This is a genomic window from Endozoicomonas arenosclerae, from assembly GCF_001562015.1.
In the GTDB taxonomy this organism is placed as follows: Bacteria; Pseudomonadota; Gammaproteobacteria; order Pseudomonadales; family Endozoicomonadaceae; genus Endozoicomonas_A; species Endozoicomonas_A arenosclerae.
In genome coordinates, this window is sequence record NZ_LASA01000090.1 from 110,896 (window position 1) to 125,974 (window position 15,079).

At 45.1% G+C, this 15,079-nt stretch carries 12 protein-coding genes; 4 read left to right on the forward strand and 8 right to left on the reverse strand.

Annotated features, from left to right (window positions below):
• Positions 1-133: 133 nt before the first annotated feature.
• The 6 genes from WG89_RS14535 to WG89_RS14560 all read right to left on the reverse strand — a co-directional run bounded on the left by WG89_RS14535 (position 134) and on the right by WG89_RS14560 (position 8,093).
• Positions 134-1,300, reverse strand: coding sequence for a glycosyltransferase (locus WG89_RS14535; RefSeq protein ID WP_062267333.1), 1,167 nt, complete (start codon positions 1,298-1,300; stop codon positions 134-136).
• Between the two features lies 1 nt (position 1,301).
• Positions 1,302-1,781 carry an acyltransferase gene (locus tag WG89_RS14540; protein WP_245662921.1) on the reverse strand — a complete coding sequence of 160 codons (480 nt, stop codon included), beginning with the start codon at positions 1,779-1,781 and terminating at the stop codon, positions 1,302-1,304.
• 208 nt (positions 1,782-1,989) lie between these two features.
• Positions 1,990-3,489 (reverse strand): O-antigen ligase family protein, encoded by a 1,500-nt coding sequence (locus tag WG89_RS14545; RefSeq protein ID WP_062267336.1) that lies wholly within the window; start codon positions 3,487-3,489, stop codon positions 1,990-1,992.
• Positions 3,490-3,506: 17 nt separating this feature from the next.
• A complete protein-coding gene (locus WG89_RS14550; protein ID WP_062267338.1) occupies positions 3,507-4,934 on the reverse strand; it encodes a lipopolysaccharide biosynthesis protein in 1,428 nt (475 codons plus the stop codon).
• 4 nt (positions 4,935-4,938) lie between these two features.
• Positions 4,939-6,021: a glycosyltransferase family 4 protein gene (locus tag WG89_RS14555; RefSeq protein ID WP_062267340.1), complete on the reverse strand. Its 1,083-nt coding sequence runs from the start codon at positions 6,019-6,021 to the stop codon at positions 4,939-4,941.
• A gap of 11 nt (positions 6,022-6,032) precedes the next feature.
• Entirely contained in the window at positions 6,033-8,093 is a 2,061-nt protein-coding gene (locus WG89_RS14560; protein WP_062267342.1) for a putative bifunctional diguanylate cyclase/phosphodiesterase, read from the reverse strand.
• Between the two features lie 462 nt (positions 8,094-8,555).
• On the opposite strand from WG89_RS14560, the gene WG89_RS14570 reads away from it, so the two are divergent.
• From WG89_RS14570 to WG89_RS14585, 4 genes are read left to right on the forward strand one after another with little or no spacing between them, the layout of a single operon-like run.
• Positions 8,556-8,888 (forward strand): STAS domain-containing protein, encoded by a 333-nt coding sequence (locus tag WG89_RS14570; RefSeq protein ID WP_062267347.1) that lies wholly within the window; start codon positions 8,556-8,558, stop codon positions 8,886-8,888.
• Entirely contained in the window at positions 8,797-9,723 is a 927-nt protein-coding gene (locus tag WG89_RS14575) for a hypothetical protein (protein WP_153301608.1), read from the forward strand. The genes WG89_RS14570 and WG89_RS14575 overlap by 92 nt, the downstream gene beginning before the upstream one ends.
• A complete protein-coding gene (locus WG89_RS14580; protein WP_062267351.1) occupies positions 9,716-12,559 on the forward strand; it encodes a polysaccharide biosynthesis/export family protein in 2,844 nt (947 codons plus the stop codon). Before WG89_RS14575 ends, WG89_RS14580 begins: the two co-directional genes overlap by 8 nt.
• 10 nt (positions 12,560-12,569) lie before the next feature.
• Positions 12,570-13,277 (forward strand): CpsD/CapB family tyrosine-protein kinase, encoded by a 708-nt coding sequence (locus tag WG89_RS14585; protein ID WP_062267354.1) that lies wholly within the window; start codon positions 12,570-12,572, stop codon positions 13,275-13,277.
• Positions 13,278-13,299: 22 nt separating this feature from the next.
• Here the strand turns inward: WG89_RS14585 and WG89_RS14590 are convergent, their stop codons facing one another.
• Together WG89_RS14590 and WG89_RS14595 are read right to left on the reverse strand one after the other, a co-directional pair.
• Entirely contained in the window at positions 13,300-14,049 is a 750-nt protein-coding gene (locus tag WG89_RS14590; RefSeq protein WP_172806823.1) for a substrate-binding periplasmic protein, read from the reverse strand.
• 50 nt (positions 14,050-14,099) lie between these two features.
• Complete coding sequence (locus WG89_RS14595; RefSeq protein WP_062267358.1) at positions 14,100-14,768, reverse strand: SanA/YdcF family protein; 669 nt, start codon at positions 14,766-14,768, stop codon at positions 14,100-14,102.
• Positions 14,769-15,079: the final 311 nt, after the last annotated feature.

The following is a 15,079-nucleotide window of genomic DNA, read 5'->3' on the forward strand; positions in this document are numbered from 1 at the left end:
TCCTTCAGAACAGGGAGAACTGTCATTTTTCTAGCGGGCTGGGAGTTATAAAAACTACTAATGTCGTTAGTGGTGTATTTTTGACAATCCTATACACACTGATTTATCTCCAGCTCTATCTCATTGTAGATGCTCAGTTCTCAGTGAGCCTTTCAGGGAATCGTGATTCCCTGTTGGCCAGATGATCGATCAATTCTTCCAGCTGAGCGGCTCTACTTTCCCAGGACTCATTTCGAACCACTGCCTGTCGAGCTTCTTTTTCGTTTTTCTGCTCGTAAGCTCGCTGAATAGTTCTTGAAAAAGGTTCTCTGTGTGACTGAATGGTGACTTCATTCTCGTAGACCCTGACAGCAGGGAAATCAGTAGAAGCTATTGCTGTGCCTGAAGCCAGGTACTCTCTTAACTTCAGAGGGTTACAGGCTTCAATCTGTCGGTTATGGCAGAATGGCAGCATAGCCACGTCCCAGTTTTGAACGTAGGCTGGAAGTTTGGAGTGAGGCTTTGGACCCAGAAACTGAACATTGGGCAGTTCTTGCAAAGCACCCACATCCGTTTTAATGGTTCCGACAAAAACAAACTGCCAGCCAGGCAGAGCGGTAGCTGCCTGAGTTAACATCTCAACATTGAGCCATTCTGAAATACTGCCGTAAAATCCGGCAACCGGTCCTTTTCTGGGAAAGTCACCAGGGTGTGAGCAGGGAGAGGCAAAAAGGTCGTAGTCGACCCCGTGAGGGAACATAACCGTTGATGGACCAGGCAGCTTCTCGGCCAGCTCTGTACTGACAACCAGAATCAGGTCGACCTTGTCTGCCAACTCCCTTTCCATCGGGTTTACAGTTGAATGATCGACGCCATCCAGAGCGTTAAAATCATCGCCACAGTAATAAATAGAAGCTTTTTCGTTCAGGGCTCCAACAACGTCGACAGCGGTTGGCAAGGAAGTCCAGAGAATAATGTCTTCAAAACCATGTTCCCTACAGGCTTCACTGATGTGTTTCACCAGTTGTTGTTTGTTGAATTGGCGTACAAAAGAGAGGTTGTGAAATGGAATGACCTTGGGACTCAGAACAATAGGGGAGGGGCCCTCGCTGACATCCTCAGAATTTTTTTTTGCTCCGCCAAACATGCTCTTTGCTTTAAAGATAATACGTTGCATGTCCTTTCGGTTCAGCCCGGGGCTTCTCATGCCAATGGAGTTGATCCAGATGACACGGTGCTTTTTCAGAAGGTGCCGAATTAAATGCTGGGTGCTGGAGGGCAGGCCTCCCCAGTCTTCACCAAACACCACCAGATCAGCCATATCAAGCCTCCAAGCTGTCCTTTTGGTGATCAAGAGATTTGATCACTTTGGCTGGAATCCCTCCTGCCAGTACTCCTGGAGGCAGGTCTTTTGTTACAACACTTCCTGTGGCTACAATGGTTCCGGCGCCAATACGCACGCCTCCCATAACCGTTACTCCAGCAGCGAGCCAGACATTATCTTCAATAATGATGTCACCCACCTGATCATCGGTATCGGGCAGTCCTTTGGCTCTATCTACAGGATCGGTTGGGTGGCCCGGGTAACCGACCAGACGTACCTTGACTGCCAGTCTGACGTTGTCGCCAATTTCAATTTTGCGGCCAACAAAAATTTCGTTTTGCCAACTGATACCAACGTTGTCGCCTACTTTCAGAATTGGGGTTTCAGAACTTGATGCTCGGCCACTGATCGTTGTGTGACCGGAAATGCGGCAGTTATTCCCCATGGTGATGGAAAGAGGGCCAAGTAAGAGTGGCATACCAGAGTAAACATAAAGTCGCTTGGGATTATTCGTTAGGCGACTTTTAAATAGAGGTGTCCAATACAAGGATCGAAAAAAGCTGGAAATCAGGCCCGTTATCATTTTGTGGGCATGATACAAAATGCTGTGTATTGGACGGATTAAAGGAAATTCGAAGTGTCGGATCGCTTTGAGTGATGAAAAAATAACTCGAGCGATAGGTGACTTACCGGACTTCAGCCAGTTTTTCAGGCTGTTGATCATTGGGCTTTTCCTTGCCATTGTTCGAAGAGTTGTTGGATTTCCCTGACTTTTTAACTATAGACTCTTTTTCTTCTTCTGCTTTTTCAGGGTGATAGGTATCCATGTAGTTGGCTATGGCAATACTGATCGAAGTAATAATGTAGATTGGCCAGAGAAAACCCTGACTCAAAAAGCTACCGGAAACACAGAAGCCGACCAGCCCCGCATAAGTCCCAACGGTTATTGCTGTTAGATGAGGGTCGTATTCCGGTGACCCTCTGTTTCGATCCAGCCGCTCCAGGGAAGATCGAATGGACATGAAGATGTTGAATATCAGGAAAAGGAACAAGCCCAGCCCGAAAAATCCGGCTTCTGCCAGTACCTGGAACCAGGTACTGTGGGTCACGTGTGCCTGACCTTCTGCACGACTGTGGGTGGCATAATCCCAATAATTATCCAGAAACAGTGAAAGCCCTACACCGGTCATGGGGTTTCTCAGGCCCATAAAGAATGCTGCTTCCCAGGCATGAATCCGACCCATTGCTGAAGCATCTACGCCTTCTTCTGCCGCCCCCCCGGACTTACGGTCATTGATACCGGCAGCTGCCACCAGAATCATCAAACCAAAACTGCCAATACTGATCAGCAGCAGCTTTGACTTGATAATTCTGAGGCCAAATATGCCCATAACCGCTACTGTTGCTAGCAGCCCCCCCCGACTTTGGGTGGCGATAATGGATGATACAAAAATAACGAATCCCACGAGTCCAAGCAGTGTTCTTAATCTTCCAGTTCCCCGGGTTACTGCGAAAGCAATGGCATAACTCATAGGGAAGCTGAGAACCAACGACAGGTCATTGGGGTCACCCAGGCTGGTACCAGGAATGGTGACACGGGTTTCTTCTACCATGCCTATGCCATTGGCATTGTTGTAAAGAGTGACGTAGCCAACAGCCAGTCCGGAGCAAATAATCAGAAAGTGAGCAAGCTTGAAGTGCCAGTGCTCGGTCATCAGCCAGGAAATAGCCAACACCATGATTCCGATCTTTACATAAACACTGGTGAAACTGCCAAAGGCACTGGGTGGGTGGCTAGAGAAGGCAATACCCAATACAACCCAGCCAAAAAAACGGGCAAAAGCTGTGTGCTCTTTTCGCCAGTATACTTTTACTTTCCGGGTCAAAATAATATGCCATGCCAGAACAAAGTAGGATCCAAGCGCTGTCAGCATAGGAATTTTGATGGGATCCAGTTGTGGAAAGACTTCGTGAAGTCGGAAAAACGAGAACATGATGAAAATCAGTACGACAACAAAAGGCTTACGTAAAATAAAAATCAGGCCCAGAGGAATGGCTGCCAGAGGAATCAGGGCTATAGGGTGAGGAAGCAGAATTGCAGGCAAGGCCGCCAGTACACAGTAGATGCTGGCTACCATAGTCTGGTGCTGGTTAGCAAAAATTCTCTCTAGAACCGGACCTCGCATATTTCCTCACTAAGGCACTAGTGCCTGAGATACCCAAGTATGGTCTGGGACTGCTTTCGAAATAGCAGCAGCATTGATAACAGGAAAATCAGGCCTCCAGATAAGATCATTGATCCAAAAAGTAACCAGCTGTTGAGATCCAGTGCCTGATGCCGGAAATACATGAGTCCTGCCAACATCAGTGCTGAACTGATAAACCCAGGAGCCAGAGCTTTAAAGAAGTCTCTGGCTGAAACCTGAAAAACAGGGAGCATATTCCAGAGGTGTAAAACGAAGCTGACACCCGTGACTCCCAACCAGGCAAGGCAGGCGCCGGTTACACCATACTGAATCCCAAAGATAATCATGGGTAACATAATCAGTGATCCGAGTAAGGCTCGGGTGTTCTTTTTGGGTTCCCCAACAGCGGTAGACGCTGTGGCTAGAATCTCCGATAGCATTCTCAAAGGGCTTGATAAACACAGAATCTGGAAAGGAATGATGGCTGCAGTCCATTTTTCTGAAAGCACCAATGTGATTAGCTCCGGAGCTACCGCACACATACCAAAATAAATCGGAAAGAGAGCCAGACTGGCTAACTGAATGGACTTGATCAGGTACAGGCCAGCTACGTCCTTCTCATTTTGTAGCTTTGCGAAAGAGGAAAGACCAAGGTGATTGAGCAGTTCACCTATTTTGTCACTGGGCAGATTGGCCAGATTCCGGGCAACAGAGAAAATACCCAATTCTGTTTTATTCAACAGTTTGCCAATACTGATACTGGTGAAAACATTGTAGAGGTACCGAAGCACATCATTGATGGTGGCCAGGCCACTGAAAGCAGCTATTTTTGAAAAACCCTGAAAATTCAGTGCAGGCATTATCCAGCAGGGCTGAAGTCTGAAAAAACCAATGGTTGAGACCAGTCGCATGAATAAATGCCCCAGGATCAGAGACCATACGCCCCATCCTGTTGCCGCCAAAGCCAATGTGAAAATACTGGTGCTGAGAGTGGTAAAGAATTGAACCTTTTCCCGCTCCTTATAAAGCATGTTTCTGCTTGCAAGGGCATAGGGCAGGGTATGGAAAATAAGAATAAGGTGCTGAGCAGAGATCACTTGAATCAGCAGTGTTACTCTGGGCTCATTAAAAAAGTCAGCTATAAAAGGTGCGGCAAAGAAGAAAATTAAAAAAAAGCAGACGCAGGAAATAATATTCACGGTGAAGCATTGCTTGAGAGTATTGTTATCCAGATCTTCTGTCTGAATAACCGCTTTAGCTATGCCAAAGTCGCCCATCAAGGCAAAAATACCAATAAAGGCCATGGTCATGGCCATCAGACCATAATCATCGGGAGTAAGAAGACGGATTAGAATCAGGGTGTTCAGCCATGTGAAAATCTGGGCGGCGAGCCTCAGCATGGCGCCTATTTTCAATCCTTTGATTACATTCTGACCCAGTTCCATGGTGTTATTCTCTTAATTCCGTAGCCGTAAGTTTTTGACTGGAAAGCCATTGGTTCTCTGGCCAGGGCAATCCTTTTTTTGAAAGCGCTTGTTTATAAACAGTCAGGATTTCAGGCAGAATGGCGTCATAGGAATACTGCTGTTCAATGGTTTGCTGGCAGCTTTTTGATAGTGCACTGAGTTGAGCCGCATCCAGCTTGGACCAGTTGCTGACCAGTTCAGCCATGACTCTTATATTGCCTGTTGGGGCGATCCAGCCGTTGCAGTTCTGCTTGATAAGCTCTGGCAATGCTCCCAGCCGATAGGCGGCCACCGGTATGCCCCGGGACATTGCCTCCAGGGCTACCATTGGAAGTCCTTCTTCTCTGGAGGAAATACAGAGGAGACCAATATCATCCCATTGTGCTTCCATATCTTTGACTTGGCCCAGACACAAAATATTGCTGGCGGATTGTTCAAAAATTTCCTTTTCCATAGGGCCACCGCCAATCATCTTGAAGGCTATGTCAGGCAATCTTTCTGCAATTTGCAGGAAAATATCGGGCCCTTTTTCATGACTCAAGCGACCTACAAAGGCAACATGTTTGCCTAAAGGTGAGGTTATAGAAGACAAGTTGATAAAATTGTTGATAACAGCGGGTCGGTTAGGGAACCGCAGGGCGATTTCCTCACTGACAGCAATATTGGTTGATAGTCTGCTGGTGAACTTATCGAGAAGAGTGTAAAGCCGAACCATTCCAGAACCCTGATCACCATTATGGAATGTCGACACGACAGGTGTTTTGCTGGGCAGGGCTGCCAATCTACCAAGAACTCCCGCCTTGTAGCCGTGAGTATGCAATAAAAGAGGCTTTTCACGGGTTAGCTTATCTTTCAATTGAAGAAACGAGCCTGAAAGATAAGAGTATTCGATACCATGGGTGATCAGCTTGTCTTCGAGAGGATGTCGCTCTGAATAACGTTTGAAAAACAGAATTTCGGAACAAATATCAGCCTGTTTGAGTGCCAGGGCGAGATGAACAATGTGGGTTTCGATTCCTCCCAGCTGGCTGGAGTCCAGAAAAATAATGATTTTCTGCCTGTCCATGGATGGCTTCCTCAGGAGGTTGAAGGTCTGTTTTTCCAGTCTTTCAGGATATTGGCAAATTCCTCGTTGGGAACGGGCTTGCTGTAAAAATAGCCTTGGCCTTCAGTACAACCCGAGTTAATCAGGTGGGCTTCCTGTTCAACGGTTTCCACACCCTCAGCAATGACTTCAATACCAAAGCTTCGGCCGAGCTGAATAATCGCTTCAACAATAACCGTGTTTTCCTTGTTTTCTGGCAGGCCTTCAACAAAGGTTTTATCAATCTTCAGTTTGTCGAATGGAAACTGTTTCAGATAACTCAGGGATGAATAGCCGGTACCAAAATCATCCAGTGCCAGGGTAATGCCTGTTGCCTTGATCTTGTTCAGCTGCTCGGAGGAAAGCTCTATATCCTCCATAATGCAGGTTTCAGTCACTTCAATTTCCAGCAACTCTGGGGGAATCTGATATTTGTGAATGAGGTAATTGATGCGATCGACAATGTTCTTGTCTCTTAATTGAATAGCAGACAGGTTTACTGCAATTCTCAGGTCATTGAATCCCGCCTCATGCCATTCATGGAGCTGGTGACATGCGGACTCAAGCACCCAATCACCTATGGGAATAATATCCAGGTTATTTTCTGCCATGGGTATGAACATTTCTGGCGAAATAGGGCCTTTTTCGGGGTGTTTCCAGCGGAGTAAGGCTTCTGCACCCACCAGTCTTGAGGTTTTAAAGTCAATCTGAGGTTGATAAACCAGGCTCAGTTCATGATGTTCAAGCGCTTCATGAAGATCCATTTCCAGCTTTTTACGTTGACGAATTTCAGTATCGATCGTAGCAATGTAAAACTGGTAGCGGTTGTGGCTTCTGGACTTGGCCATGATCATGGCAAACTCTGCCTGCTGAAGCAGGTTGTCGACCTCTTGACCGTCATCAGGAAACAGGGTGATGCCCACAGTTCCGCTGATTGTTATTTTTTCGTCATTCACCAGAATGGGCTTGATTAATTGTTTAAGCAGAGCCTGGGCTAACTCGGCAGCTTCGTAAGGTTGAGTGATTTTTGAGAGAATAATGGCAAACTGATCTTCACCCAGTCGGCCAATGTAAGCTTTGTTACCAATGTGATTTCGTAACCGGTCGGCGATTTTGACCAGTGCATGCTCTGCGGCATTGAAGTTGAACTGGGCATTCAAGGACTTAAAGTCATCCAGTCCCAGGCAAAGGATCGCAATATTACTTTCGGAGGCCGAAGGCTTGTTGATCAGGCTTTGCAAATGCTTTTGCAGGGTTTTGCGATTGGGTAAGCGGGTCAGATAGTCGTATTGAGATAATCTCATGATCTGGGCTTCAGCCTTTTGCCGCAGATTCAGGTTTCTTTCAATAGACTCAAGAAGCTGATTAGCTGTTCTGACCCAAAGGCCCAGTTCGTTATTCTGGTGGCCCTTTGGCATGGGAAGCTTGTGAGAGCCAGGAGCGTCAGGGTTAATTTGAGAGAGGTTTCTAATGAGTCTGTTGAGTGGCTTGGTCAATATCAAGGAATAAATAAGGTAAAGCAACAAGGCCATGGCAATGGCCCTGAAAATACCACTGACCAGGACTATCAGGGAACGCTGGATGAATTCTCGTCCATGATAAGCCGTATCAATTGCCAGCAGGAGCTCACCATAGTACTCGTGAAAAGGCTCTTCTTTGTAAAGCGGGATTCTGTAGATTCGAATAGGTTCAAATATATAGTCAGACAACTGTCTGTATCTTGAAGTGGAGAGGCTTCTTTCCACGACTGCGAGCTCGGGTTCATCCGGTATCTTAATAGCCGCCACATGTACGGATTGGTGTTCCATCAAGCCTGAAAGTATTTCTTCGGCCATGGTGGGTTCAAGTCTGTAGGCTGCCTGTATGGAGGACTCTCTGATCATTGCCAGCATCTGCTGGGCTTCTGAGTCAATACTTTTACTGGACTGGCGAGCATCTATGAGAATTTGAACACAGCTGATGGCTATACCCAGAACACAGGCCGCAAGTAGAACAGCTTTTAGCAGTTTGGCAGATAAGCGTTGCTTAGCATCAATGCCTGTGCTGGTTTCCATATGCCTTGACTTCTTTCGATGCCATCCATAAGAACGTTTTTCAACGACAGACTTCATTGAGGTTGGCTGTTATTAAAAAAGGACTAATCAGCTAATAAGCAACAAGTAGTTGGTCAAAGAGCTTTTTATTTTCCTTGTGAGATTAACTATAGGAAGTTAATAGCAGGCCACTAATACGAAATTGTAATCTTTAAGCATGATTTTAATTATGTTTTTTATTAGATCAGATAATTGTCGTGAAGTGTTTTTATTTTATTTTTGTTTAAAAAAAGCGGTGATAAATTGGCAAAAGGCCTTTTTGATTAAGAAATATTATTTTGAATCAATGCTTATATTTCTAAAGGGTATAGAGCTCTTCATTAAGTTACCAATGCTTGTCTAGTCTGGTAATTAGTCTTAAAAAAAGATGTCTGGGTTTTCGATTGTGAAAAACCTATGAATAAAATGAAGGAGTAGGAAGTAATGGATTACGCAACCTGGCACGCTCAGTCATGCGATGTCATTTCACTGACAGACCAATTTAATGCAGAAACCGTCAATGATGTTAGATCCCACTTCGATCATCTGATCAGAGATTGTGCAGGTGATGTCCTGGTAGATATGAGCTCTGTTAAGGAACTGGATTCTTCCGGGATTGGTGCTCTGGTATTTCTTTACAAGCGTTTGAAAATAGAAAACAGACAACTGGCTTTAGTCGGAGTTAATGGCAAGCCAGACGAACTGCTTAGCATGTTACGAATTAATCAAACGATCAAGCAATATAATGATGTGGAAGACTATTTGTCCAATCAGTAAAAAAAGTTTTGATCAAGTTGTACAAATCTTTAAAAACCCTGCAGATTTCATCTGTAGGGCTTTTTTGTGTCTGATATTTTTATTTATATCCGGCTGTAATCATTGGCCTGATCATGCAGAGCGTACTGTCAGTGTGGTTGATCGTTATCCGAATCCTCCCGAGGCTGTCGACCTGCCTTATTTAGAAAGTCTTTTGGATATTGGTGAATCAAGAACATCTTTTGTGATCAATAAAGGTGCTGAATACTGTATGCCTGGTCAAGTAAAGGTTGTTAGAAGTTATTTACGCAGAGCTCGGATGGAAATGGATGGCAGCTTACATCTTGATGCTCAATACAATTTGGCTATGGCTATGGAGCAGTTAGATTATGTTACCCGACTGATGTCCAGCCTGTCAGAAACCAGCGAGTGTTTGAATCGTTTTTCAAGCTTAAAAGAAGAAGCGGAACCCACAGAATCATTCGCCAGTGAGCTTTCAGCCGCACTGAATTGTGGATGCGACCAGATTAATGCCAATGGTGAGATATCAATGGGCTTTCACAAGCGTTTGTTGATGGTGTACTCGGTCATGGAAAATCATCCCGAAGTATTTATATCCATCTACTCATTGGATGAAAACAGAGGGAAGGAAGTCTCTGATTTTTTTGCTAGCAAGGGCATTAATAACAAGAACATAAAAAGTAAGCTGGCGGCTGAGTCACCTGTTCTACTCAGTTCTGATGGGTTGGCTTTTTCGGTAGATATTAAAAATCAGACCAGAAGATTCAGGTTAAGGGAGTGGAGAGACTCGATTGACCTGGAATCAACTATTATCAGGAGTCCATTCCGTGAATAAGTTAATTATTCTGATTTTACTTATGATTTCTACGGTCGGGGTGGCAGAAGACAATTGGCTGTCTGAGAAAGTGGTGACTATTTCCAACAAAGATGGGGTCTTGCAGCATCCTCTTTTGAAGATTGATAAAGAGGGACAGCTAGTTATAGATGATGGGAATGTCATAGGTTTAAAAGGCGTAGGTTTCTCTCAGGCAGAAGAGAAAGTAAGAGAAGCTTTAGGTGAAAGCTATAAGTCCTCAGTCATAAAATTTATTGATGTCAACAGTATGGTAAGGGTGACTTTTCTAGGTGATCTGGATGAGCCGGGTAGTTATTTTTTACCAAAGAATACCCCTATTGATCAGGTTCAGCACTACCTCCCGCTTTTTGAAAATCGCTTGTTTGTACCGAACTATTCAGTCATTCGCTCGGGTACTCGAAAAACAGTACTTCAGGAAGGAATGTCACAATTCGCAGTTCAGGGAAAAGATATTGTTATGGTCTCCCTGACCAGAAAAAAAATACCTGACCCTGTTGTAAAGAAAGAGATTGAACCCGTACTTAAAGCGTCTGAGAAGCAGGAGGCCAGTCAGTCTTCTGAAGCAGAAGAGGTAAAGGCGAGCTCAATTGCAGCGAATCAAAATAGTGAAAAGAAAGACACTGAAGATAAAGAAAAGAAACTCGTCAAAGATGAAGTGAAAAAAGCTGTTAAGGATGAGCCTATTCAGAAGCAGAAAAGCAATCTGGCAGAGGCTTCTAAAGGTGGTCTTGATAAGTACAACACGATCAATGTCCTCAGGGACTATACATTACAACCCGGTGATATTTTGAGAATTGATTTGCCGGGTGAAGAAGGCTTTAACAAAGAATTTCTTATCACCCGTGAAGGTGAAATCAGTCTTCCAGAGGTGGGTTTGCAGCAGGTTGCGGGTAAAACATTAGGAGAGACGGAGAAGTTAATCTATAAAGAGCTTTCATCGGTGTTTTTGGGTCTTGATAAGCTCAGTGTTTTCCTGAAAGAGAAAAGGCTACTGGTCACAGTGCTTGGTTATGTCAACAATCCTGGTGAGGTTGAGCTTTCCAGTAGTGGCAATATTCAGACGGCAATCAATGCTGCAGGAGGGCTCAGGGATGGTGCTCAGCTTGATAAGTTACAGCTTAGAAGAGAAGGTGCCCCTGACGAATTCAATTACAAAAGATATCTCGACACAGGTGATCCTGCTCTGATACCTGAATTGAAATCACTGGATGTGATTTTCATACCTTCTTCTCCTCAACTGGGCAATGTTCATGGTGAAACAGCAACTCCCGGTGCTGCTGAAGGTATGGATCCCACTCAGGACAGAACTGCTCTGAAAGTGTTTGGTGAAGTGATGCGACCTTCTACTTTCCCATTCAAGGAAGGCATCAATGTGGTGGATGCTCTTTTGAGATCGGGTGGTGTTACCCGCTATGCGAACGTTGAACAGATCAGGATTATTGATAACAACCAGGCCAAGTTATTCGATCTCAAGAGATACCTTGACAACGGCGATGAGGAAGCTGTCATAAAGCTTTCCAAAGGAGCAACCGTTTTTGTTCCCAAACAGGTTGATGCTGTAAAAGCAGGTGGTCGAGTCGTATATGTGATGGGGCAAGTTCAGAAGCCTGGAGCTTTTGAAACAGGTGAAGAAGTGGGTTTTCTGGATGTGCTGGCCAATGCTGGTGGTCCAAACCGTTATGCTGATACACGAATGGTCCGGATTCTGAGAACAAATGGTGACGTAGTTCCATTTAACTTGCAGGACTATGCGGAGGGAGAAGGTGTTGAGCTACCGGCAATTTTGGCTGGAGACGCTATTTTTATTCCGGAGAAAGGCACAGAAATAGATCGGACCTGGCTCAAGTTACCCACTAATAAGTCAATACATCTGCTAGGTGCGGTTAACAAGCCAGGGCGCTACGAGTATTCAGAAACCATAACGTTCATGGATCTACTCGCTCATGCGGGTGGGCCGAACAAAAGGGCTGACTTGAATCGTATCAAGATCATTGAATCCGGTAAGGGTGGTCAGGCTGTGAGTCGAGAATTCAATCTTGAACACTTTTTAGCCCATGGCGGTAACTGGACTTCTCTGCCGAAATTATCCGGCGGTTCAACCATTGTTTTTCCTGAGCTGCCAGAGAGCCCAACCGATAACAAAGCTAACTGGGTCAAGCTAAGCAGTGATCAATCTATCTATATCATGGGGGCGGTAGTCGCGCCTGGTCGGTATGCTTTTAACAGGCACCTTGATCTTCTGGACATACTTTCTGCAGCTGAAGGGCCAAAAGACGAGGCAGATCTTACCAATGTTCGAATCATCCATCGCAATGGCTCCGCCCCTAGAGTCAGTACCCTTAATTTAGTTAATTACTTTGAGACCGGTGATGAAACTCTTCTGCCTTCGGTGGAAGTAGGCGACACGATTTTTATACCTTCCAGAAACAGAAGCTGGACCGAGAAAAAGCAGGAACAAACCATAAGAATCATGGGGGCTGTTAATAAAAGCGGTCGTTATGAGTTTAATTCAGAGATGTCTATTCTGGATCTTCTGGCAGAAGCCGGTGGTCCTACCAAAACGGCCTATATAGAAAAAATCATCATTGTGAATGCGTCAGATTATAAAAATCAGGCCCATACCTTTGATCTGATCGGGTTCATGAAAGATCCGGATGCCTCCAAACTGCCCATTATCAGGCCCGGCGATACTGTCTTTATTCCAGATGTTTCCAATACCCAGTTTGCTTACTTTATGGATGCTCTGAAAGATGTGCTCAGTATTGTCTCGCTGGTCAGTTTAACCAAATCCCTGATATCGGGCTCAGCCCTTTAGGTGGTGTAGTATGATCAAACTCCCTATCAATTATCTGGAAGTCGAGCAGGTTTATGGTAATACCATAGGTCGGGGAATGCGGTCTCTGGCAGTCACCTCAACCAACCCTGGTGAAGGTTGTAGCACCATGGCCTATGCCATGAGTAAGCGCAGTGAAGCTGATGGCAAACATACCCTTCTGGTTGAAGTGAATCTGCTGCATCCGGAGCTCGGTGATTTATCGGGTCATTTGCATACAGACTGGCTGCCAACACCCAGTTCTGCAGATGGCTGCATTATGCATGACGATGATGCGGATATAGATATACTTCCTGCGCCGTGTGATACCGACGCCATCATGTTCCGAAATCTAAACAATATGAACAAACTCATGGAGTACTGGCTGGAACGTTATGATGTAGTGGTTTTTGATACCTCACCAGTCATGGCTATAAACCGGAATAACATTCCAGCAGAATCTATTTGTGCGATGGTTGACGGTACGATAATGATGGTGATGGCTGGAATCACTCGCCAGACAGATCTTCAAACTGCGATAGATAAGCTAAGACATCATGATGCGACATTAGCAGGCTTCATTTACAACGACTTGTATAATCCCAGGCTGGCCGATGAGTTGGTAAGGGAAACCAGGCGTTTTGATAAATGGTTTCCAAACGCCATGGAAAAGATACGACGCTATGTTCGAAAATCATCGTTTCTGAATATAGAGCTTTAACCCGCATATTGCATGAAGCCACTCAGCGGTACTCCTCAAGAATCTGATCAATTACGCCTTCAGATTTTAATTCTTGCAGAATCTTGTTTATGGCTTTGCCATGTTTCTCGACAGACTTACTGAACATAAAGGTGATAGGTACGCAGTCAAAAGTTTTACCCAGCTTGAACTCACCTTTAAAGCGGGTTTTCATCAAGTATCTGGCAACGAGCTCATCCATTAAAGCAGCATCGTTTCGACCTTTTTCAAGAAGCTTAAGTACATGCTCCTCATCTTTTGAGTTATTACGAATGACCTCACCAGACTGAAAGAAGGGTTCGAAGGTATTAAACGTATAGTTTTGGACAACTCCCAGTCTTTTTCCTTGAAGATCACCGGGTCGGTTGATTTTTAGCAGGCTGTCTTTGGGCTGCACAATGACTTCACAATGTTCTGAAAAAGGCTCGGTGAAATAAACCTTATCTGCAACTCTTTCACGCCATTGGGGCGATGTCCAGGCTTCCAGGTCCAGGCTACCATTTCCAACTTTGTGGATAATTCGGTTAAAGGGATAGTAGTGTTCCCTGAAGTCAAAATGGCTACGTTGGCTAACGGCATCCAGTGTTTTTTGAACGATACCTTTCTTATCATCGATCCAGAATAATGGGGGGTAATCCGTTGGAAAAAAGCCGGTAGTGATTGTAACTCTTTCTTCCTGAGCCTGACTGAAGGGGCTGGCCAGGAGCAAAATGCTGGCCAGAAGTAATAAACACTTATGTATGAGCGGACTCATAGCGTCTGATACTGTTTTGGTTGATTTTACTCGCATCTCAGAATCCGGGCTTATGTCGGAGGCGTATTACCAATATCGATCATTGGGCCCAAGTATTTAGGGCCAGTGTTTAACCAATGCACCTCAATAACAGCCAATACTCTGGCAAGAACTTCCCTGGCTTTATTGTTCAGATCGCTGTTGGTTCCGTCACCAGCGCTGAAGGCAACTGCATCAATGTCTCTATTCTGTGCGATATAGAGTGCCCGCTTATTATGGTAGGTTTGAGAGATGATAGTGAACTGATCAAGACCAAAGACAAACTTGGCCCTGAGGATTGAGTCCAGTGTTCTGAAGCCTGCATAATCTCGATAAATCTTTTCAGCAGGAATGCCCATTTTCAGCAAATCTTTGCGAATGGTACTGGGCTCATCATAATAAGGTGTTCCATTATCGCCGCTGATCAGAACGTATTCGATCTTGCCCTGAGTATAGAGGTGGTACGCTGCTTTGAGTCTGAGAGCATAATGATCGTTATTGCCTCCTTCCCGTGAGTATTTGCTGGTGCCCAGCAAAACGCCAACTTTATTGTAGGGAATGCTTTCTACGTCGGTATAAAGCCGCGAGCTGGTTCTGGTATTTACCAGCCAGTTGGCGATAGCGATCAGGGAAATGAGTCCTATCACTGCTCCGGCAAACAACCCTGTAACAACTTTTAGGCGGGTCAGCCTGCCTCCCATTCGGAAGTCTCCGCAAAATAAGGATTTCAGGAACAGTTAACCATAATCACCTTCCTGGTGAAAGTCCAAGTCTCTTCCAATATGAAATGAGCCTGAAGAAGGGGCTGGTTTCTAACATGAAATGAGCCGACTTCAGCACTGTCGTTCATGATGAGGATATGAAAATCATCATGAACACCCATTTCATCAAAACCCTGGAGGATGTAAGAAGCCTCCTTTCACAAGCAGACTGTCTGGAGCCCGGCTGGGACTCCAAGGACGAATGTTACCGTTGGATTGAGCTAACCCTCAGCCACTTCAAATACCGTTCC